The organism is Enterobacter oligotrophicus (assembly GCF_009176645.1).
Taxonomy (GTDB): Bacteria; Pseudomonadota; Gammaproteobacteria; order Enterobacterales; family Enterobacteriaceae; genus Enterobacter; species Enterobacter oligotrophicus.
Genome location: NZ_AP019007.1, coordinates 3,626,767 through 3,646,103, shown reverse-complemented (window position 1 = coordinate 3,646,103; position 19,337 = coordinate 3,626,767). Strand labels below are relative to the sequence as shown.

The 19,337-nt window shown below is 56.5% G+C and carries 16 protein-coding genes, 1 pseudogene and 1 other annotated feature; of the genes and pseudogenes, 7 read left to right on the top strand and 10 right to left on the bottom strand.

The genetic code is table 11. The features are described 5' to 3' along the window. Positions 1-51: 51 nt before the first annotated feature. The 3 genes from copA (at position 52) to ybaK (ending at position 4,074) form a co-directional block, all read left to right on the top strand. On the top strand, positions 52-2,550 hold the full coding sequence (gene copA / locus EoCCA6_RS17435) for a copper-exporting P-type ATPase CopA (RefSeq protein WP_152083710.1): 2,499 nt from the start codon (positions 52-54) through the stop codon (positions 2,548-2,550). Between the two features lie 50 nt (positions 2,551-2,600). After that, positions 2,601-3,395: a TraB/GumN family protein gene (locus EoCCA6_RS17430; RefSeq protein ID WP_152083709.1), complete on the top strand. Its 795-nt coding sequence runs from the start codon at positions 2,601-2,603 to the stop codon at positions 3,393-3,395. A 199-nt stretch (positions 3,396-3,594) separates the two neighbouring features. Then, entirely contained in the window at positions 3,595-4,074 is a 480-nt protein-coding gene (gene ybaK, locus EoCCA6_RS17425) for a Cys-tRNA(Pro)/Cys-tRNA(Cys) deacylase YbaK (protein WP_152083708.1), read from the top strand. A gap of 95 nt (positions 4,075-4,169) precedes the next feature. On the opposite strand, the gene ushA is transcribed toward ybaK, so the two are convergent. After that, positions 4,170-5,822 carry a bifunctional UDP-sugar hydrolase/5'-nucleotidase UshA gene (gene ushA, locus EoCCA6_RS17420; RefSeq protein WP_152083707.1) on the bottom strand — a complete coding sequence of 551 codons (1,653 nt, stop codon included), beginning with the start codon at positions 5,820-5,822 and terminating at the stop codon, positions 4,170-4,172. Positions 5,823-5,990: 168 nt separating this feature from the next. Between ushA and EoCCA6_RS17415 the strand changes: the two genes are divergently transcribed. Together EoCCA6_RS17415 and ybaL are read left to right on the top strand one after the other, a co-directional pair. Next, complete coding sequence (locus tag EoCCA6_RS17415; RefSeq protein ID WP_152083706.1) at positions 5,991-7,211, top strand: MFS transporter; 1,221 nt, start codon at positions 5,991-5,993, stop codon at positions 7,209-7,211. Positions 7,212-7,442: 231 nt separating this feature from the next. Next, a complete protein-coding gene (gene ybaL, locus EoCCA6_RS17410) occupies positions 7,443-9,119 on the top strand; it encodes a YbaL family putative K(+) efflux transporter (protein WP_152083705.1) in 1,677 nt (558 codons plus the stop codon). A gap of 81 nt (positions 9,120-9,200) precedes the next feature. On the opposite strand, the gene EoCCA6_RS17405 is transcribed toward ybaL, so the two are convergent. From EoCCA6_RS17405 to EoCCA6_RS17365, 9 genes are all read right to left on the bottom strand, one after another. Continuing rightward, on the bottom strand, positions 9,201-10,505 hold the full coding sequence (locus tag EoCCA6_RS17405; protein WP_152083704.1) for an inosine/guanosine kinase: 1,305 nt from the start codon (positions 10,503-10,505) through the stop codon (positions 9,201-9,203). Positions 10,506-10,567: 62 nt separating this feature from the next. Then, a complete protein-coding gene (gene hemH, locus EoCCA6_RS17400) occupies positions 10,568-11,530 on the bottom strand; it encodes a ferrochelatase (RefSeq protein ID WP_152083703.1) in 963 nt (320 codons plus the stop codon). Between the two features lie 125 nt (positions 11,531-11,655). Continuing rightward, positions 11,656-12,300 (bottom strand): adenylate kinase, encoded by a 645-nt coding sequence (gene adk, locus EoCCA6_RS17395; protein ID WP_022647279.1) that lies wholly within the window; start codon positions 12,298-12,300, stop codon positions 11,656-11,658. A 195-nt stretch (positions 12,301-12,495) separates the two neighbouring features. Beyond that, positions 12,496-14,370: a molecular chaperone HtpG gene (gene htpG, locus EoCCA6_RS17390; protein ID WP_152083702.1), complete on the bottom strand. Its 1,875-nt coding sequence runs from the start codon at positions 14,368-14,370 to the stop codon at positions 12,496-12,498. Positions 14,371-14,480: 110 nt separating this feature from the next. Next, on the bottom strand, positions 14,481-15,086 hold the full coding sequence (gene recR / locus EoCCA6_RS17385; protein ID WP_013095898.1) for a recombination mediator RecR: 606 nt from the start codon (positions 15,084-15,086) through the stop codon (positions 14,481-14,483). Further along, entirely contained in the window at positions 15,086-15,418 is a 333-nt protein-coding gene (locus EoCCA6_RS17380; protein WP_003858972.1) for a YbaB/EbfC family nucleoid-associated protein, read from the bottom strand. Before EoCCA6_RS17380 ends, recR begins: the two co-directional genes overlap by 1 nt. A 53-nt stretch (positions 15,419-15,471) precedes the next feature. Further along, complete coding sequence (dnaX, locus tag EoCCA6_RS17375) at positions 15,472-17,400, bottom strand: DNA polymerase III subunit gamma/tau (protein WP_152083701.1); 1,929 nt, start codon at positions 17,398-17,400, stop codon at positions 15,472-15,474. After that, positions 16,078-16,142: a sequence feature (DnaX frameshifting element), on the bottom strand. It overlaps the preceding gene by 65 nt. Before the next feature lie 88 nt (positions 17,401-17,488). Then, positions 17,489-18,040, bottom strand: a complete 552-nt coding sequence (gene apt, locus EoCCA6_RS17370; RefSeq protein WP_000127359.1) for an adenine phosphoribosyltransferase — start codon at positions 18,038-18,040, stop codon at positions 17,489-17,491. A gap of 151 nt (positions 18,041-18,191) precedes the next feature. Then, a complete protein-coding gene (locus tag EoCCA6_RS17365) occupies positions 18,192-18,569 on the bottom strand; it encodes a DUF454 family protein (protein ID WP_028017608.1) in 378 nt (125 codons plus the stop codon). Positions 18,570-18,619: 50 nt separating this feature from the next. On the opposite strand from EoCCA6_RS17365, the gene priC reads away from it, so the two are divergent. Beyond that, the gene (gene priC, locus EoCCA6_RS17360; protein ID WP_152083700.1) at positions 18,620-19,147 is read left to right on the top strand and encodes a primosomal replication protein N''; all 528 of its coding nucleotides are present in this window, start codon (positions 18,620-18,622) and stop codon (positions 19,145-19,147) included. 12 nt (positions 19,148-19,159) lie between these two features. Beyond that, positions 19,160-19,328, top strand: a pseudogene (gene rsmS / locus EoCCA6_RS17355) (pleiotropic regulatory protein RsmS); the annotation flags it as partial. Positions 19,329-19,337: the final 9 nt, after the last annotated feature.

Below are 19,337 nucleotides of genomic sequence, written 5' to 3'. Positions count from 1 at the left end.
AAGTGTTACTTAGGTCAACAACTGACCAGTTCATTATACGGGAGTTTTGTTATGTCTCACACTATTGACCTGACACTGGACGGCCTCTCCTGCGGCCACTGTGTCAAACGCGTTAAAGAAAGCCTGGAACAGCGTCCTGATGTTGAGAGCGCCGAGGTCACTATCGATCACGCCGCCGTCACCGGCAGCGCCAGTGCAGATGCGCTGATCGACACCATCAAACAGGCCGGTTACGGGGCGGAGCTAAGCCACCCAAAGGCTAAACCGCTGGCAGAGTCACCATCCCCGTCGGAAGCACTGACAGCGGCCACTCCTGAGCTTCCGGTAGCGGATGACATTGATGACAGCCAACAGCTGCTGATCAACGGCATGAGCTGCGCCAGCTGCGTCTCCAGAGTACAGAATGCATTGCAGGCTGTGCCCGGCGTCGCGCAGGCACGGGTTAATCTTGCGGAACGTACTGCGCTGGTGATGGGCAGTGCTTCCGCCGCTGATTTAGTGCAGGCCGTTGAGAAAGCGGGCTATGGCGCAGAAGCCATCGAAGACGATGCCAAACGCCGCGAACGCCAGCAGGAAACGGCCATCGCCACCATGAAACGCTTCCGCTGGCAGGCGATTGTCGCTCTGCTGGTCGGTATTCCGGTAATGGTGTGGGGCATGCTCGGCGACAACATGATGGTCACCGCGGATAACCGCACGCTGTGGCTGGTGATTGGGTTCATTACGCTTGCCGTAATGGTCTTTGCTGGCGGGCATTTTTACACCAGCGCCTGGAAGAGCCTGAAAAATCGCGCGGCGACAATGGATACGCTGGTCGCCCTCGGCACCGGTGCAGCATGGCTCTACTCGATGAGCGTTAACGTCTGGCCGCAGTGGTTCCCGATGGAAGCACGTCATCTCTATTATGAAGCGAGCGCGATGATTATCGGCCTGATTAACTTAGGTCATATGCTCGAAGCCCGCGCCCGTCAGCGCTCCTCGAAGGCGCTGGAACGGCTCCTTGATTTAACACCCCCGACGGCACGCGTGGTAACGGAGGACGGCGAAAAAAACGTTCCGCTGGCGGACGTTCAGCCCGGTATGACGCTGCGCCTGACTACCGGTGACCGTGTCCCCGTCGACGGTGAAATTACCCAGGGCGAAGCCTGGTTTGATGAAGCGATGCTCACCGGCGAACCCATCCCACAGCAGAAATCGCAGGGCGACGCGGTGCACGCGGGTACGGTCGTACAGGACGGCAGCGTGCTGTTCAGCGCCCGCGCCGTCGGCAGCCATACCACGCTGTCGCGTATTATTCGCATGGTTCGCCAGGCGCAAAGCAGCAAGCCGGAAATTGGTCAGCTTGCGGATAAAATTTCCGCCATTTTCGTTCCGGTTGTTGTGGGGATTGCCCTGCTGAGTGCGGCAATCTGGTATATCTTTGGCCCCGCACCGCAGATTGTTTATACGCTGGTGATTGCCACCACGGTGCTGATCATCGCCTGCCCGTGTGCGCTCGGCCTGGCAACACCGATGTCAATTATCTCAGGCGTCGGCCGCGCCGCTGAGTTTGGCGTGCTGGTGCGTGATGCCGATGCCCTGCAACGCGCAAGTACGCTGGATACACTGGTCTTTGATAAAACCGGGACGCTGACGGAAGGGAAACCGCAGGTCGTGGCGGTGCATACCATCGGCTTCGCGGAAGCAGACGCACTTCGTCTCGCCGCGGCCCTAGAACAAGGTTCCAGCCACCCGCTGGCTCGCGCCATTCTCGATAAAGCGAATGATTCCGCTCTGCCACAGGTCAGCAACTTCCGTACTCTCCGCGGGCTGGGTGTCAGCGGTGAAGCAGAGGGCCACGCGCTGCTGCTGGGCAATCAGGCGCTACTGAATGAAAACGGCATTGATACCTCAGCGCTTGAGAGTGAACTGAAAACGCAGGCTTCTCAGGGAGCAACGCCGGTGCTGCTGGCGGTCGACGGTCAAGCGATAGCGCTACTGGCTGTGCGCGATCCGTTACGCCAGGACAGTATGGACGCGTTACAGCGCCTGCACCGCGCGGGTTATCGCCTGGTAATGCTGACCGGGGATAACCCAACAACGGCTAACGCTATTGCCAAAGAAGCCGGTATTGATGAGGTGATTGCAGGCGTGCTGCCGGATGGCAAAGCGGATGCGATTAAGAACCTGCAACGTCAGGGGCGTCAGGTGGCGATGGTCGGTGACGGTATCAACGACGCGCCGGCGCTGGCCCAGGCGGATGTAGGTATTGCGATGGGTGGCGGGAGCGATGTTGCCATTGAAACGGCAGCGATTACATTGATGCGCCACAGTCTGATGGGGGTTGCGGATGCGCTGGCCATTTCGAAAGCAACGTTGCGCAACATGAAGCAGAACCTGCTGGGAGCATTCATCTACAACGCCTTCGGGATACCGATTGCCGCCGGGATTTTGTGGCCGCTGACCGGAACGCTGCTAAACCCGGTGGTGGCTGGGGCTGCCATGGCGCTCTCCTCCATTACGGTAGTGAGCAACGCCAACCGGCTGCTGCGGTTTAAACCGAAGGATTGAACCTTCTTCTCCTACGCGCTAGCATGAACCTTTCCGGTCATGGAGCGCGTATGAGTCTGTTTAATCGTATAAAAACATCGTTTCGCGCCCTCTTCCCCCGACGTTATGCCTGGCCTGGTATGGATATCTCACTCCCCGGCGGGCAACACCTGCACCTTGTGGGCAGCATCCATATGGGCACGCAGGATATGTCCCCGCTGCCTGCCGGCCTGATAAAACTGCTAAAGCATGCTGACGCGCTGGTCGTTGAGGCCGATATTTCGGGTCATGAGTCACCGTTTGCAGGACTGGAGCGCGCTCGTCCTCTTGCAGAACGTCTCAACGAAGCCCAACTGACCGAATTGACGCGGCTCGCGGATGAAACCGGCGTATCGCTCGCCATGCTGGACACCCTGCCGCTGTGGCAAATTGCGATGGTATTGCAGGCAACGCAGGCGCAGCGCCTGGGGCTGCGCGGTGATTACGGCATTGATTATCAGCTGTTAAATACGGCGCGGGCACGCAGTATGCCCATCATTGAGCTGGAAGGAACGGACAGCCAGATTGCCCTGCTTCGCCAGCTTCCCGATGATGGCCTGATGCTGCTGGATGACACCCTCACCCACTGGCACACCAACGCGCGTCTGTTGCAAACGATGATCGGCTGGTGGCTGGATGCGCCGCCCACGGGCAGTAAGCTGACATTACCGTCAACGTTCAGCGAATCGTTGTATGATGTGCTGATGAACGCGCGCAATCAGGCGTGGCGAGAAATGCTGTATGCTCTGCCTGCCGGGAGGTATGTCGTGGCCGTTGGCGCGCTGCATTTGTATGGGGAAGGGAATTTACCCTCACTGCTGAAATAAAAAAATGGCCAATATTTCTATTGGCCCGTCAAAGAGGAATTTCATCGTTTTTATTATGCCGAAGGAGACCTTCGGTTGAGCCGATTGTCGCTCAAAGTGACCATCACTGCCAATACTATTGCGCAAGATGGTGCTATTTTTTAGACAAACGTCAGGCGTATGCTGTTGGCATGAATTGTCTGTCGTAAGAAGGATAGCTATGACTCCCGCCGTTAAATTACTCGAAAAAAACAAAATTTCTTTCCGGATACACACTTACGATCACGATCCGCACGAGACAAACTTTGGTGATGAAGTGGTGCGTAAACTGGGTCTGAATGCCGACCAGGTCTATAAAACGCTGCTGGTTGCCGTGAATGGTGATATGAAACATCTCGCCGTCGCGGTGACACCTGTTGCGGGACAACTGGATCTGAAAAAAGTCGCCAAAGCGCTGGGGGCAAAAAAGGTCGATATGGCAGACCCGATGGTTGCGCAACGCAGCACCGGCTATCTGGTTGGCGGGATCAGCCCACTGGGGCAGAAAAAGCGTCTGCCAACGCTGATCGATGCGCCTTCGCAGGAATTTGAAACCATCTATATTTCTGGCGGCAAACGCGGGCTGGATATCGAACTGGCGGCGGGCGATCTGGCGAAAATGCTGGACGCGAAATTTGCGGATATTGCGCGCCGGGAGTAGACGAAAAAGCCGGGTGGCGGCTACGCCTTACCCGGCCTACATGTTGCTCCCGTAGGCCCGGTAAGCGCAGCGCCACCGGGCAACCAAACCCCGCACTACTGCCAGCTCACCTCACCCTTCGGCTCATACGCATTCACGTCAATCGGTGAATTCCGCTGGATAAACTGCTTCAGCACTTCCGCATCGATAAAGCCGGTATTCACATAGCCCGGTTTATTATCAATATGCGGATAGCCGTCACCGCCGGTGGCATTGAAACTTAACGTTGCCAGACGGTAGGTTTTGGCGGGATCAACCGGCTCGCCTTTGATTTTGAGGTCATTCAGCTTGCCATCTTTCGCCACAAAGCTGACGTTTGCAAACTGCGGATAGGCCCCGGAGTCCGGCTTCATCTGCGCCACGGCGGTCAGGTAGTCAATCACCTCTTTGCCGCTCATATCCGCATACACCACCACGTTACCAAACGGCTGTACCTTCAGCACATCTTTATAGGTGATATTTCCGCCTTCAATGGAGTCACGAATGCCGCCGCCGCTCATCACGCCAAAATCAGCGTTTGTACGCGCCATTTGTGCCGCCAGCACCAGATGCCCCATGTTAGTCTGCACAAAACGAACTTTGCTGCGATCCCCTTCCAGGCGACCATTCAGCGTGCCGATCTTCACGTCCAGCTGCGCTTTGCCTTTACTCTGGAACGGCGTCAGCAGCGAGAGCATCTGCTGGTTTTCCGCAATTTCTGGCGTATAAAGTACGCGCTCACTTTTCCCGTCCGGGTAAGTGACCTTCTTCTTCAGGTTGACCGGAATAAGCTGGTAATGCACCAGTTTCATCTCGCCGTTACGGAATTCAAAATCCGCGCGGCCCACGTATTTGCCCCACTCGTGGGCCTGCACAATCCAGATGCCGTTCTGACGATCCGGCGCACACGGCGTGCCGGGCACGTAATCCACCTGTTTTTTATTCTCTGACGCCATGCACACCGGGTCCTGTGAGTGACCACCCACAATCATCGCCAGCGAGCCCGCTGGCAGGCTGCGTGCCATCTCCACGTCGCCAGGAGCATTAGAGCCGTGCTCACCGTTGTCGTAGTGGCCCATATGGGTGGCGGCGATAATGACATCCGGTTTCTCGTTCTGCTGTAACTCCTGAATCACCAGCTTCGCTTCGTCTGCCGGTTTGCGGAATTCGATATCGGTGAAGAACTCAGGGTTGCCAATTTTTGCCGTGTCGTCAGTCGTTAACCCAATCACCGCGATTTTCAGATCCTGGCGCTTAAACAGCGCCCACGGCTTAAATAAACGCTCGCCGGTGCTTTTCTGGTAAATATTGGCGGAGAGGAACGGGAATTTGGACCATTTCTCCTGCTGGCGCAGCACGCTCAGCGGATTATCAAACTCATGGTTACCAACGGCCATCGCGTCGTAGCCGATTAAATTCATGCCGCGAAAGTCTGGCTCCGCATCCTGCAGGTCGGATTCTGGTACGCCAGTATTGATATCGCCACCGGATAACAGCAGCACACTGCCACCTTCTGCCGCCACCTCTTTACGAATGCCATCCACCAGCGTTTTTTGAGCAGACAGGCCATATTCGCCGTATTCGCTGCGCCAGAAGTGACCGTGGTGATCGTTGGTATGCAGAATGGTGATTTTATAGGTTTTGTCTTTCTCATACGCCTGCGCGGGCAGGCTTGCCAGCCCCCATGCAGCGATCAACGCCAGCGCAATGCCACGCTTCATTAACTTCATCTTCTCTCTCCCTGACCATAGACAAACGCAAAAATTACAATGAGTAATCAGAATAGACAAATATGTTTTCAGAATTGCGACTTTCTTCAAATGTCACAGACGGGTATGTTAGTCGGATAATAATTACACCCTGCATTTCTAATAACTAAAGACGTGGTAATTCTCTCTATGGCAATCAGTGAATCAACCCAGCCCGTTTCGGGCGCTCCGGCGTCGCCGCCAAAATCGCGCACCTCATTTAAGGTATTAGGCGCAATCAGTCTCTCGCATCTGCTCAACGACATGATCCAGTCGCTGATTCTGGCGATCTATCCGCTGCTGCAGTCCGAGTTTTCATTAACCTTCGTACAGATCGGGATGATCACCCTGACCTTCCAGCTGGCCTCCTCGCTACTGCAGCCCGTTGTCGGTTACTGGACGGATAAATATCCGATGCCGTGGTCGCTGCCGATTGGCATGTGCTTTACCCTGAGCGGGCTGGTACTGCTGGCCATAGCGGGCAGCTTTGAAGCGGTACTGGTCGCCGCCGCGCTGGTCGGCACCGGATCGTCAGTGTTCCACCCGGAATCCTCCCGCGTGGCGCGTATGGCCTCCGGTGGCCGTCACGGGCTGGCGCAATCCCTGTTCCAGGTGGGCGGGAATTTTGGTAGTTCCCTCGGCCCACTGCTGGCCGCAGTGATCATCGCCCCATACGGCAAAGGTAATGTGGCGTGGTTTGTGCTCGCGGCCCTGCTGGCGATTATCGTTCTGGCACAAATTAGCCGCTGGTATGCCGCTCAGCACCGCGTGAATAAAGGTAAACCTGCCGCGAAGGTTATCAATCCTCTTCCCCGTAACAAGATTATCCTCGCGGTCAGCGTGCTTCTGGTGCTGATTTTCTCGAAATACTTCTACATGGCGAGTATCAGCAGCTATTACACCTTTTATCTGATGCAAAAATTCGGATTATCGGTACAAAACGCCCAGTTCCACCTGTTTGCCTTCCTGTTTGCAGTCGCCGCAGGCACGGTGATTGGCGGGCCTGTTGGCGATAAAATCGGACGTAAATATGTGATTTGGGGCTCTATTCTGGGTGTCGCGCCGTTTACGCTGGTTTTACCCTACGCAAGCCTTGAATGGACAGGGATTTTAACCGTCATCATTGGGTTTATTCTTGCCTCGGCGTTCTCGGCCATTCTGGTCTATGCCCAGGAACTCTTACCGGGCCGTATCGGTATGGTTTCCGGTCTCTTTTTCGGCTTTGCCTTCGGCATGGGCGGCCTGGGCGCGGCGGTATTGGGGATGGTTGCAGACCACACCAGCATCTTCCTGGTCTATAAAATCTGCGCTTTCCTGCCACTTCTGGGGATGTTGACCATATTCCTGCCTGACAACCGCCACAAAGCGTAATTTCCGGGTCGCTAAAGTTTTACTTTGGCGACCTGATCCCCTGATGCTATAAGGCTTTCTTCTCTCTACGCCCCCGAATTTATCAAAATCTGCTTTTTTGACCGCATATTGCTGTTTTATTCAAACTTCAACAATTATTCATAAACATAACAATGAAAATTGTCATAAACTATTAATCGGCTTTTTGGTGTTTACGCCAAAAGAGGAACACCCATCACGAAAGGAGACGGAATGCATCACGCCACACCGCTTATCACCACCATTGTTGGTGGACTTGTGCTCGCTTTTATCCTTGGCATGATTGCCAACAAACTGCGTATTTCACCTCTTGTAGGCTATTTATTAGCGGGTGTGCTGGCGGGACCGTTTACGCCAGGTTTTGTGGCGGATACTAAACTGGCTCCCGAACTGGCGGAATTAGGCGTGATTCTGCTGATGTTTGGCGTCGGTCTGCATTTCTCACTGAAGGATCTGATGGCGGTAAAGTCTATCGCCATACCGGGAGCGATCGCCCAGATAGGGGTGGCGACGCTACTGGGAATGGCGCTCTCAGCAGTGCTGGGCTGGTCACTGATGACCGGTATCGTGTTCGGGCTGTGTCTTTCAACCGCCAGTACCGTGGTGCTGCTGCGCGCGCTTGAAGAGAGGCAGTTGATAGACAGCCAGCGCGGGCAGATCGCGATTGGCTGGCTAATTGTAGAAGACCTGGTGATGGTGCTGACGCTGGTTCTGCTGCCCGCTGTCGCCGGAATGATGGAAAAAGACAACGTTGGCTTCGCCTCGCTGGCGCTGGATATGAGCATCACTATCGGTAAGGTTGTGGCGTTTATTGCCATCATGATGCTGGTCGGCCGCCGTCTGGTACCGTGGATCATGTCCCGCAGTGCTGCGACCGGTTCCCGCGAACTGTTTACCCTTTCCGTGCTGGCGCTGGCGCTGGGTATCGCCTTTGGTGCCGTAGAGCTGTTCGATGTCTCCTTTGCGCTGGGTGCGTTCTTCGCCGGAATGGTGCTGAACGAATCCGAGCTGAGCCACCGCGCCGCACACGATACCCTGCCGCTGCGTGACGCGTTTGCGGTGCTGTTCTTTGTCTCCGTCGGGATGCTGTTCGACCCGCTGATCCTGATCCAACAACCGCTGGCCGTGTTGGGCACGCTGGCGATTATCATCTTTGGTAAGTCGGTTGCCGCCTTCTTCCTGGTGCGTCTGTTTGGTCACTCGCCGCGCACGGCGCTGACCATTGCCGCCAGTCTGGCACAGATCGGTGAATTCGCCTTTATTCTGGCCGGACTGGGCATGGCGCTGAATCTGTTGCCGCAGGCCGGGCAAAATCTGGTTCTCGCGGGGGCGATCCTCTCCATTATGCTGAATCCGGTACTGTTTGCGCTGCTGGAAAAATACCTCGAGAAAACCGAGACGCTGGAAGAGCAAACGCTGGAAGAGGCAACGGAAGAAGAGAAGCAGATCCCGGTGGATATCTGTAACCATGCGCTGTTGGTCGGCTTCGGCCGCGTCGGCAGCCTGCTCGGAGAGAAGCTGATGGCGCAGGGCATTCCGCTGGTGGTGATTGAAACGTCACGCACTCGCGTCGATGAGCTGCGCGAGCGTGGTATTCGTGCCGTACTGGGCAATGCAGCGAATGAAGAGATCATGAATCTGGCGCACCTGGACTGCGCGCGCTGGCTGCTGCTGACCATTCCAAACGGCTATGAAGCGGGTGAAATTGTGGCGTCGGCGCGCGAAAAGTGCCCGAATATTGAGATTATCGCGCGGGCCCACTATGACGACGAAGTCGAGTACATCACCGAACGCGGTGCAAATCAGGTGGTGATGGGTGAGCGTGAAATTGCGAATACAATGCTGACGCTGCTGGAGAAACCGCCGGTTGAAGTGACGGTGTCGGGTTAAAGAAAGCCTGCTGGCGCTACGCTTAGCAGGCCTACAAGTAGCCCCGGTAAACGCAGCGCCACCGGGGTTTTCTTTTAGCAATCAACGATCCCAATAAGCCTCTTCGAGGCTATCTTCCCTTTCCGGCAGCCCACGCGTTAAGCGCGGCGAATGCTGGTTCAGAACCTGATAACTCACCCGGTTCGCATACTTACACACCTGCGCCAGCGACGAATAAGTCAACCAGTTGAACTTGTGCTTGCTGGAGTTCGGCACGTTGGTTTTGTGATACGCGTTCGCCGTGATGTCATGCAGCAATGCCGCCAGCGCGCCGTCGCCTGCGCCGTTGGTATTCATGATCTTCTCCGGGCCGCCCATGTACGGTGCAATGTGGGAGAAAATACGCAGCGGGTTCACACAGTCTTTATGGCGCATAGCGCGGCTGAATTCGTACTGGTTGAACTCGGCAATCGCCCCTGGCAGCAGCGGGTGCTGGGTTTTGCGTTTGCTCTCTTCTTCCGTAAAGCCCGCCATGTACAGCCCAACCGGTCCGGCGGTACAGAGCACCAAATCCACCCAGTCCAGCGCTTTATTGGAGGCCAGCAGCGGATCGCTCTCGCCCGTCAACGCCTCAGCCTCTTCCTCGTTCATCGCCAGAATCGAGACGTGCTCTTTCAGGAAGGCCTGCCACCACTCAGGGTTATCGGCAATCACGAATTTAGTGCCGAGCGTCAGGACGACCGGGACGTTGTATTTCTTCGCGTACTCTACCGCCTTCATGGTCGCTTCCGGCATCGGTTCGCCCGGTTTGCAGCGCACCAGGTAGGAGGTGAGCACCAGCGCAGATGCGCCCGCGATCACCGCTTCCGGGATGCTCTCCGCACGCAGTTTGTTCATGTGGCCTGGGCTGATGGCAAAGGTACGCTCACCGGAATCGCTGATCAGCGTGAAGCAGCGGCCAATCGGCCCGTCGACGCCCTGCAGATAGTTCAGATCGGTACGGCTTGAGGTATTGCACAGGTAGCGGTAGGCGTAGCCACCGATTTCAATATTGCTGCACATCACGCCCAGCAGAACCGAACGGTCATCTGCCAGGACGGAGTAGTTATGCATAGTGTTGCCGATAGTGCCACCGGCAAACTGGTGGGTGATCAGATTTTCGCGCACCAGCTCCTGGTACAACGCTTCGGCAACGTCGTCCTCAATCACCAGTGAGTGTCCGGCGCTCAGACCGTAACGTGCGACAAACGCATCATCCACTTTGGCTTCAATGTCCACCAGCGTCTGATCGATACCTACCACCCATGCGGCACTGGTTTCGTTTACCGGCTGGATTTGCTGCAGCAGCGGATCGCGGGCGTTAACGGGAAAGTAGTGTTTGGATTTGCGTTTACCGGGAAATTTCATGGTCTGAACTGTGCAAGGATTATGGGCCGGGAATGGTAGCACAAACCCGGCCTAAAGCGCGATCAGCGGCTGTTCGTTACCAGCGAGACCATCATGTCGATATGTTCAGGAGCGTCGTTAAGTGCCGGAATGTATTCGTACTTTGTCCCACCCGCTTCAAGGAAAAACTCCCGGTTCTGAACCGCAATTTCCTCCAGCGTTTCAAGGCAGTCCGCCGAAAAGCCCGGCGACATGACCTGAACATGTTTCACGCCTTTCTCACCCAGCATTTTGAGCGTTTCATCGGTGTACGGCGTGAGCCACGGCTCGCGCCCAAAGCGCGACTGGAAGGTCATCATCACCTTCTCTGGCGGCAAACCGAGCGCAGAAACCAGCTCACGGGTGGTGTCGCGGCAGCGTTGCGGGTAATCATCGCCTTCATTGGCGTAACGCTGCGGGATGCCGTGATAGGAGAGCAGAAGCAGATCCGGTTCGCCATGTTTTTCAAACGAGACGCGCGCGCTGCTGGCAAGCGCCTTAATGTAGAGATCGTTATCGGCATAATCGCGAATAAAGGTCACACCCGGAATACGACGACGGGTGGCAAGAATGCGCGCCAGCTCATCCCAGACGGCTGCCACCGTAGAGCAGGAATACTGCGGATAAAGCGCCAGCACGATAATGTGCTCAACGCCTTGCGCCAGAAGCGCGTCGACAGCGCTTTCCAGCGATGGCTTACCGTAGCTCATGCCGAGCGCCACCGGCATATCCGGCAGACGGGCAGCCAGCGCTTTTTCCTGACGACGGCTGTAAACCATCAGCGGTGAGCCCTCTTCCATCCACACGGACTGGTAGAGCTTTGCCACGCGTGGAGAGCGAATCGGCAGAATGACGCCACGCAGCAGCGGCCACCACAGCAATCTCGGGGTATCCACAACACGCGTGTCGCTTAAAAATTGTCGCAGATAGCGTTTTACCGCGTCTGGAGTGGGTGCTTCTGGAGTGCCCAGATTGGCAAGCAGGATGCCGGTTTTCGCCTGACTCATTCACGCCTCTTAACCTTTTGATTAGTTATCAATTGTAGCGGAAATGCGTTTAAACGGAACCCATTGCTGTGATAGGTAAGATGAGAATTTTTCTCACCCGGAGGAACCGGGTGAGAGACATGCCATTAGCCGAGGATTTTTTCCAGCTCTGCACGAACGTCAGCGACAGCTTTGGTGCCGTCAACTTTCGCGTATTTGGTGTTACCCGCCTGCGCTTCTTTGCTGTAGTAGCCGATCAGCGGGGCCGTCATCTGATGGTATTCCACCAGGCGCTTACGCACGGTCTCTTCCTGATCGTCTTTACGGGTGGTCAGCTCTTCGCCGGTCACGTCGTCTTTGCCTTCAACCTTAGGCGGGTTGAATTTGATGTGGTAAACGCGGCCAGAGGCAGCGTGTACGCGACGGCCCACGATACGGTCAACGATCAGCTCGTCCGGTACGTCGAACTCCAGCACGTAGTCCACGTTGATGCCCGCTTCTTTCATGGCGTCAGCCTGAGGAATGGTGCGTGGGAAGCCGTCCAGCAGGAAACCGTTACGGCAGTCTTCCTGAGCAATGCGCTCTTTGACCAGCGCGATAACCAGCTCGTCGGTCACCAGCTTGCCTGCGTCCATGATGTCTTTCGCTTGTTTACCCAGCTCGGAGCCAGATTTAACAGCGGCGCGCAGCATGTCACCGGTGGAGATTTGCGGAATACCGTATTTCTCCATGATGAACTGAGCCTGAGTTCCTTTACCCGCGCCCGGAGCGCCAAGCAGAATAATACGCATTGCGAAAATCCCCTCAAAAGTCGATTCAATTTTTCAAAAAGCGCTAAACAATACCACCAGAACGGGTATGGCTCAAGGAAGGCGGGAAGGCTGAAACGGTTAACGGGGGGAGAATATTTGGGAGGGTGCGGTTTGATGCCCTCACCCCGGCCCTCTCCCACGGGAGAGGGAGAAGACCAGGGGAGGCGTGGTCAATTACGCCAGCAGCAGCGCATTCACACGTTTAATGAACAGGTTAGGATCTTCCAGCGTGCCGCGCTCGGCCAGCAGGGACTGATCCAGCAGCAGCTCAACCCACTCAGCGAAGCGTGCTTCGTCCTGAGTATCCGCTGCGCGTTTTACCAGGGGGTGATCCGGATTAAGCTCAAAGATATATTTCACTTCCGGCATCGCCTGGCCCGCCGCGGCGAACAGTTTTGCCATCTGAGTGCTCATTTCGTCGGCATCGGTGGTGACAATGGCCGGGGTGTCGGTCAGACGGTGCGTGAAGCGCACCTCTTTCACGCGGTCGCCCAGCAGGGTTTTCACGCGCTCAACGAACGGCTCCAGCGCTTTCTCAGCTTCTTTCGCGCTTTCATCCACTTCATCCGCCAGCTTGTCGATAGATTCGTCGGCTTTGGCCACGGACTGGAAGGATTTACCGTCGAACTCGGTCAGGTAGTTCATCATCCATTCGTCGATGCGGTCAGAAAGCAGCAGCACTTCGATGCCTTTCTTACGCAGCAGCTCCAGGTGCGGGCTGCTCTTCGCCGCCGCATAGCTGTCGGCGGTGATGTAGTAGATCTTCTCCTGCCCTTCTTTCATGCGGGAAACGTACTCTTCCAGCGACACGGTCTGCGCGGAGGAGTCGGTATGCGTGGAGGCGAAACGCAGCAGTTTGGCGATCGTTTCAACGTTCGCGGTGTCTTCCGCCGGACCTTCTTTCAGCACCAGACCGAACTGTTTCCAGAAGGTCTGGTATTTTTCCGCGTCGTCTTTCGCCAGTTTTTCCAGCATCTGCAATGCACGTTTGGTCAGGGCGTTACGCAGGTTACGGGTGACGGTGCTGTCCTGCAGGATTTCACGGGAGACGTTCAGCGGCAGATCGTTGGAGTCGATCAGGCCACGGACAAAGCGCAGGTAGTTCGGCATGAACTGCTCGGCGTCGTCCATGATGAACACGCGCTGCACGTACAGCTTCAGGCCGTGCTTGTGATCGCGGTTCCACATGTCCCACGGTGCCTGCGCCGGGATGTACAGCAGGCTGGTGTACTCCTGCTTGCCTTCCACGCGGTTGTGGCTCCAGGTCAGCGGGTCGGTAAAGTCGTGGGCGATGTGCTTGTAGAATTCGTTGTATTCGTCGTCTTTGATTTCAGACTTATTGCGCGTCCACAGCGCCTGCGCCTTGTTGATCTTCTCCCAGGAGACCACGGTTTCGCCGTCTTTCTCTTCCTGTTTTTCAATCTCAACCGGCAGCGCGATGTGGTCGGAATATTTGCTGATGATGGAGCGCACGCGCCAGTCGTTCAGGAAATCATCTTCGCCTTCACGCAGGTGCAGGGTGATTTCGGTGCCGCGATCCGCTTTGGTGATGTCATCAACGGTGTACTCGCCTTCCCCTTTGGATTCCCACAGCACGCCGTTTTCAGCGCTGTCGCCCGCCGCGCGGGTGCGCACGGTGACTTTGTCCGCCACGATGAACGCCGAGTAGAAGCCCACACCGAACTGACCGATCAGCTGGCTGTCTTTCGCCTGGTCAGAGCCCATGGACTCAAGGAACGCTTTGGTGCCGGATTTGGCGATGGTCCCGAGGTGGTCGATCACCTCGTCACGGTTCATCCCGATGCCATTATCGGCGATGGTCAGGGTACGGTTCTCTTTGTTGAAAGAGACGCGCACGCGCAGCTCGCCGTCACCTTCATACAGATCCGGGTTAGACAGCGCGCGGAAGCGCAGCTTGTCCGCCGCATCCGAGGCGTTGGAAATCAGCTCGCGCAGGAAGATTTCTTTGTTGGAATACAGGGAATGGATCATCAGGTGCAGAAGCTGTTTTACTTCTGACTGGAAACCACGGGTTTCTTGTCCTTTCATCTAAGTCGACCTCAACAATGCCATTTAATGGGGTTTTGAAACGTTGAGGGAGAGATGGGGATAAGAGAGGAAATTTTCAAGCGGAGGCCGCGCATGCAGCCTCCGTTTGGTCAGAAAATAATCTTGTGACGCCCGGCCAGAGAGTGCGACAGCGTGGTACCGTCCACCATCTCCAGCTCGCCGCCCACCGGTACGCCGTGAGCAATGCGGCTGGCATCAACGCCATACTGCGCGCACAGTTCAGCGATATAGTTGGCGGTTGCCTCCCCTTCCACCGTCGGGTTGGTGGCGAGGATCACCTCTTTGATCGTTTCCGATTCGAGACGCTGCTCAAGACGGTCAAGACCAATATCATCCGGGCCAATGCCGTCCAGCGGGGAAAGATGCCCCATCAGCACGAAGTAGCGGCCGGAAAACTGCCCGGTCTGCTCGATGGCGTAGATGTCCGCCGGACTCTCCACCACGCAAATCTGACCGTTTTCCTGACGACGCGGATTCGAGCAGATGTTGCAGACATCCTGCTCGGTAAAGGTACGGCAATCCGCACAGTGACCAATTTCTGACATGGCGCGGGTCAGTGCCTGCGCCAGGCGCATCCCGCCGCTGCGGTCGCGCTGCAAAAGCGTGAACGCCATGCGCTGCGCCGACTTCGGGCCAACGCCCGGCAGGCAGCGCAGTGCTTCCATTAACTGCGTGAGCAGCGGACTGGTTTGCATCAGAACGGCATCTTGAAGCCCGGCGGCAGTTGCATACCGCTGGAAACAGAGGCCATTTTCTCTTTCTGCGTTTCGTCGATACGGCGCGCAGCATCGTTAAACGCGGCAGCAACCAGATCTTCCAGCATCTCTTTGTCGTCTTCGAGCAGGCTTGGGTCGATTTCAACGCGGCGGCAGTTGTGCGCACCGTTGATGGTCACTTTGACCAGACCCGCACCAGATTCACCTGTGACTTCCAGCTGAGCGATCTCTTCCTGCATCTTCTGCATTTTTTCCTGCATCTGCTGAGCCTGCTTCATCAGGCCACCCAGACCGCCTTTTCCACCAAACATAGGCTTCTCTCTCTTTCACGTTTAATGATGACAACCGTAAGTCAGACTCACGATCAAATGGGGCGAATACTCTCTTCATCCAGATCCGCGTCGAAGAACCGGCGCAGCGTCTGGATGTTGTTATCCGCAATAATCGCCTCGCGCGCCTGCGCGAGCTTCTCTTCATAAATGGCCTGCCGCCACTCCAGCGGCGTTTTAACTGCCGGATTATCATCTTCAATGATAGTCAATTCAACCGGCGCACCCTGTAATGTGGCGAGCGCCTCCGCCAGCGCTTTTTGGGCACCAGGGGAGTTCAGGTGCCGTTGACCAGGGCGCAAATGTAAACGCACCTGATTGCCGTCCTGCTCTTTCCAGGCGTTCAGCGCGACCTGCTCCACCAGCTTCGGCAGTTGCAGTTTGCTGACCTCAGCGGCCCAGGCGTCACGCTCAATCGATTCTTCGGCGAGCTTCGCGGAAAGCTCCGGCGTTTTCTCATGCTCCAGCGCCTTTTTCAGCGCTTTCGGCGTGGCGACCTCTTCTTTCACCGTTTCGATGAGGGTGGTCGCTTTCCAGCGGTATGCCTCTTCTTTCGCCGGGGCTTTTTGCTCAAGCGCGGACGGTGCCGGGCGCGATTGTACGCGCTCCGTTACCGAAGCCAGTCGTTCAAGCGCGGCGTTGTTCACCGGCCGCGCTCTTCCTGGCGCTGCCGGTTCACTCTTTTTTGGTTTGGTTGCTCCCTGCGCACGTTGCAACTGGCTTCGTGCGGCAAGCACCGAACTGGTGGCATCCGACAGCGGCACGTTTTGCTGCGGCGGCGGTGTCGGCTGCGGTGGCACCTGCTGCTGCGACATCACCGCCGTAGGGGCGACGGGCGCAAAAGACTGCTGCGGCACTTCCGGCTCAGGCAGCGGCATACGCGGGTGGAACGCCAGCGCGCGCAGCAGCGTCATTTCGACACCCATGCGGCGGTCCGGTGCAAACGGCAGCTCTTTGCGGCCAATCAGCAGCGTCTGATAATAAAGCTGTACGTCGGCAGGCGGTACGGTGCGGGCAAGTTCACGCATGCGCTGTTCGATGGTCGCCATATCTGCGCCAATCGCCGACGGAGAAAGCTGCAGCATCGCCACGCGGTGCAGCAGACTGAGCATTTCCACCAGCAGCGCTTCCCACTCGACGCCACGGGCAGAGGCCGCGTTAACCAGCGACATCACGCGCTCGCCGTTGGCGGCGATCATCGCTTCGATCAGCGACAGCGCCTGATCGTCATCCAGCGTGCCGAGCATGGTGCTGACCGCATCGGTGGAGAGTTTGCCGTCACCGCTGGCAATCGCCTGGTCGGTCAGGCTTAACGCATCGCGCAGGCTGCCGTCGGCGGCACGTGCCAGCAGTTGCAGGGCGCGTGGCTCATGAACAATCTTCTCTTCATCAAGAATGTGTTCGAGCTGAGCGCGGATCTGCTCAACGTCCAGCGCCTTCAGATGGAACTGCAGGCAGCGCGACAGGATCGTGACCGGCAGCTTTTGCGGATCGGTGGTCGCCAGCAGGAACTTCACATGTGCAGGCGGCTCTTCCAGCGTTTTCAGCAGGGCATTGAAGCTGTGGCGCGACAGCATGTGCACTTCATCGATCAGGTAGACCTTGAAGCGGCCACGCGCCGGGGCGTACTGCACGTTGTCGAGCAGATCGCGGGTATCTTCCACTTTGGTGCGCGAGGCGGCGTCGATCTCGATCAGGTCGACAAAACGCCCCTGTTCAATCTCCCGGCAGTTATCACACACGCCGCACGGCGTGGCGGTGATCCCGGTTTCACAGTTCAGACCTTTTGCCAGCAAACGGGCAATAGAAGTCTTACCGACGCCGCGGGTGCCGGAGAAAAGATAGGCGTGATGGATGCGACCTAGCGACAAGCCGTTCGCCAGGGCCGTCAGCACATGTTCCTGACCGACAACGTCAGCAAAGGTTTGTGGTCGCCATTTACGGGCTAACACCTGATAACTCATGGGCAGGCTCTGCAACGCTGGAAGGTGAATTTATGGAGGGGAATGCTATCACAACCTCACCCATTGAGCGAGGTTGTGAAAACCGGGATTAATGACCGGGGAAAGGCACCAGGCTGTAGCTGGTAATACCCTGTTTTTCCAGGCGCTGTTCACCGCCGAGATCGAACAGGTTGATGATGAAGGCCGCGTCGGTCACTTCACCACCCAGACGACGGATCAGCTTCACGGTCGCTTCGATGGTGCCACCGGTCGCCAGCAGATCGTCCACCACCAGCACTTTGTCGCCTGGTTTGATGGCATCAACGTGGATTTCCAGCTGATCGGTGCCGTATTCCAGTTCGTAGCTTTCTGCGATGGTTTCACGTGGCAGTTTGCGCGGTTTACGCACCGGCACAAAACCCACGCCCATTGCCAGCGCAACCGGTGCGCCGAACAGGAAGCCACGGGCTTCTGTACCTACTACTTTAGTGATCCCGGCGTTTTTATAACGCTCGACCAGCAGTTCGATGCTGAGCGCGTACGCTTTCGGGTCTTCCAGCAAGCTGGTGACATCACGGAAAAGAATGCCAGGCTTCGGATAGTCCTGGATGCTTTTGATGCTGTTTTTCAGATATTCAAGCTGCTGTGCAGTTGCGGTCATCGGTTTGTGCCTAAATGAAACAGTGTTACTCACGGCGCGTAAAGAGGCGGTCAAAGTTACAATTGTTTAACCTTTGACCAGGCGCACCTGTGCTCGAAAACGGTCGAATTTACTGGCTGCGCGCGATAATTGCAACAGCCATGATAAGGCTTCAGTGCTTTTGTTGCTTTTCATCAACCACGGGGATGCGCCACATAAAGATAAGCAGGCAGGTCAGGATCGCCAGTAGCAGGATACGCACCCACATCATTTTCACCAGCCATAATGAGATGGCGAAGGTAATCAGGATCACCGCAATGGCGCGCGGCTTTGCGCCAGGCGGCATTGCCCGGTGTTTTTGCCAGTGACGCAGGTAACCGCCAAACCATGAACGGTACAGCAGCCAGTGGTGAAAACGCGGCGACGAGCGGGCAAAGCACCACGCCGCCAGCAGAATGAAGGGCGTGGTCGGCAGTAATGGCAAAACGACACCCAGCGTGCCAAGCACTACCGCGAGCCAGCCAATGATGATTAAAATAGTACGCTGCATAATGCGAATCGTTATCAAACTGAACGGCTACTTTACCACTGGAGAGCGCATTGAAAACAGCCTTGCTTCTGGAGACGCTACAAAATCAGCTGACCGCCCTGCGCGCGCAGGCCACACCGCTGATGGGGCACGCCACGCTGAAGCCGCGCTTTGACCGACAGCTTTTTCGTACCCGCAGCACCTTAATCCAGGATTATCTTGCCGAAGCGCAGACGAATCTTGATGAGTTACGTCATGCGGTACAGAACGAGCAACGGGAACAGGTGGCGTGGCTTGCGGAACATCTTACCGAGCAGATCACCGCCCTGCATCGCGAAATTACAGCCTGGCCGCTGCGCGCATGGGACAGCGCATCGCCGGGCCTCGGCAAATGGCAGCGCAAACGGCTGGAGAACCAGGAGTTTGAGCGTCGCCTGTTTGAGATGAAGCGCGAGCGTGAAGCGCGTCTGAACAACAGCGAGACGCTGGAAGAGCAGCAGTTATTGATGCGCGAGATTAGCGCTCTGGAAGGTCGCCTGGTCCGCTGTAAACAGGCACTGGAAGAGATTGAGCGCGTTATTGAACGCCTGACCCGTTAACAGGAGCCACTGATGTCACTGGAAAATGCCCCCGACGAGGTCAAGCTGGCCGTCGATTTAATTATGCTGCTGGAGAATCACGAGATCCCGGCGGAGACGGTGCTGAAAGCGCTGGAGATTGTGCGAAAAGATTTTGAGGGGAAATTGCCCTCACCCCAGCCCTCTCCCTGAGGGAGAGGGAGGAAAAGAT

Bases quoted from the DNA above. Each gene is read 5' to 3' on its own strand.
- copA (WP_152083710.1), top strand. From the start codon at position 52: ATGTCTCACACTATTGACCTGACACTGGACGGCCTCTCCTGCGGCCAC.
- EoCCA6_RS17430 (WP_152083709.1), top strand. From the start codon at position 2,601: ATGAGTCTGTTTAATCGTATAAAAACATCGTTTCGCGCCCTCTTCCCC.
- ybaK (WP_152083708.1), top strand. From the start codon at position 3,595: ATGACTCCCGCCGTTAAATTACTCGAAAAAAACAAAATTTCTTTCCGG.
- ushA (WP_152083707.1), bottom strand. From the start codon at position 5,822: ATGAAGTTAATGAAGCGTGGCATTGCGCTGGCGTTGATCGCTGCATGG.
- EoCCA6_RS17415 (WP_152083706.1), top strand. From the start codon at position 5,991: ATGGCAATCAGTGAATCAACCCAGCCCGTTTCGGGCGCTCCGGCGTCG.
- ybaL (WP_152083705.1), top strand. From the start codon at position 7,443: ATGCATCACGCCACACCGCTTATCACCACCATTGTTGGTGGACTTGTG.
- EoCCA6_RS17405 (WP_152083704.1), bottom strand. From the start codon at position 10,505: ATGAAATTTCCCGGTAAACGCAAATCCAAACACTACTTTCCCGTTAAC.
- hemH (WP_152083703.1), bottom strand. From the start codon at position 11,530: ATGAGTCAGGCGAAAACCGGCATCCTGCTTGCCAATCTGGGCACTCCA.
- adk (WP_022647279.1), bottom strand. From the start codon at position 12,300: ATGCGTATTATTCTGCTTGGCGCTCCGGGCGCGGGTAAAGGAACTCAG.
- htpG (WP_152083702.1), bottom strand. From the start codon at position 14,370: ATGAAAGGACAAGAAACCCGTGGTTTCCAGTCAGAAGTAAAACAGCTT.
- recR (WP_013095898.1), bottom strand. From the start codon at position 15,086: ATGCAAACCAGTCCGCTGCTCACGCAGTTAATGGAAGCACTGCGCTGC.
- EoCCA6_RS17380 (WP_003858972.1), bottom strand. From the start codon at position 15,418: ATGTTTGGTGGAAAAGGCGGTCTGGGTGGCCTGATGAAGCAGGCTCAG.
- dnaX (WP_152083701.1), bottom strand. From the start codon at position 17,400: ATGAGTTATCAGGTGTTAGCCCGTAAATGGCGACCACAAACCTTTGCT.
- apt (WP_000127359.1), bottom strand. From the start codon at position 18,040: ATGACCGCAACTGCACAGCAGCTTGAATATCTGAAAAACAGCATCAAA.
- EoCCA6_RS17365 (WP_028017608.1), bottom strand. From the start codon at position 18,569: ATGCAGCGTACTATTTTAATCATCATTGGCTGGCTCGCGGTAGTGCTT.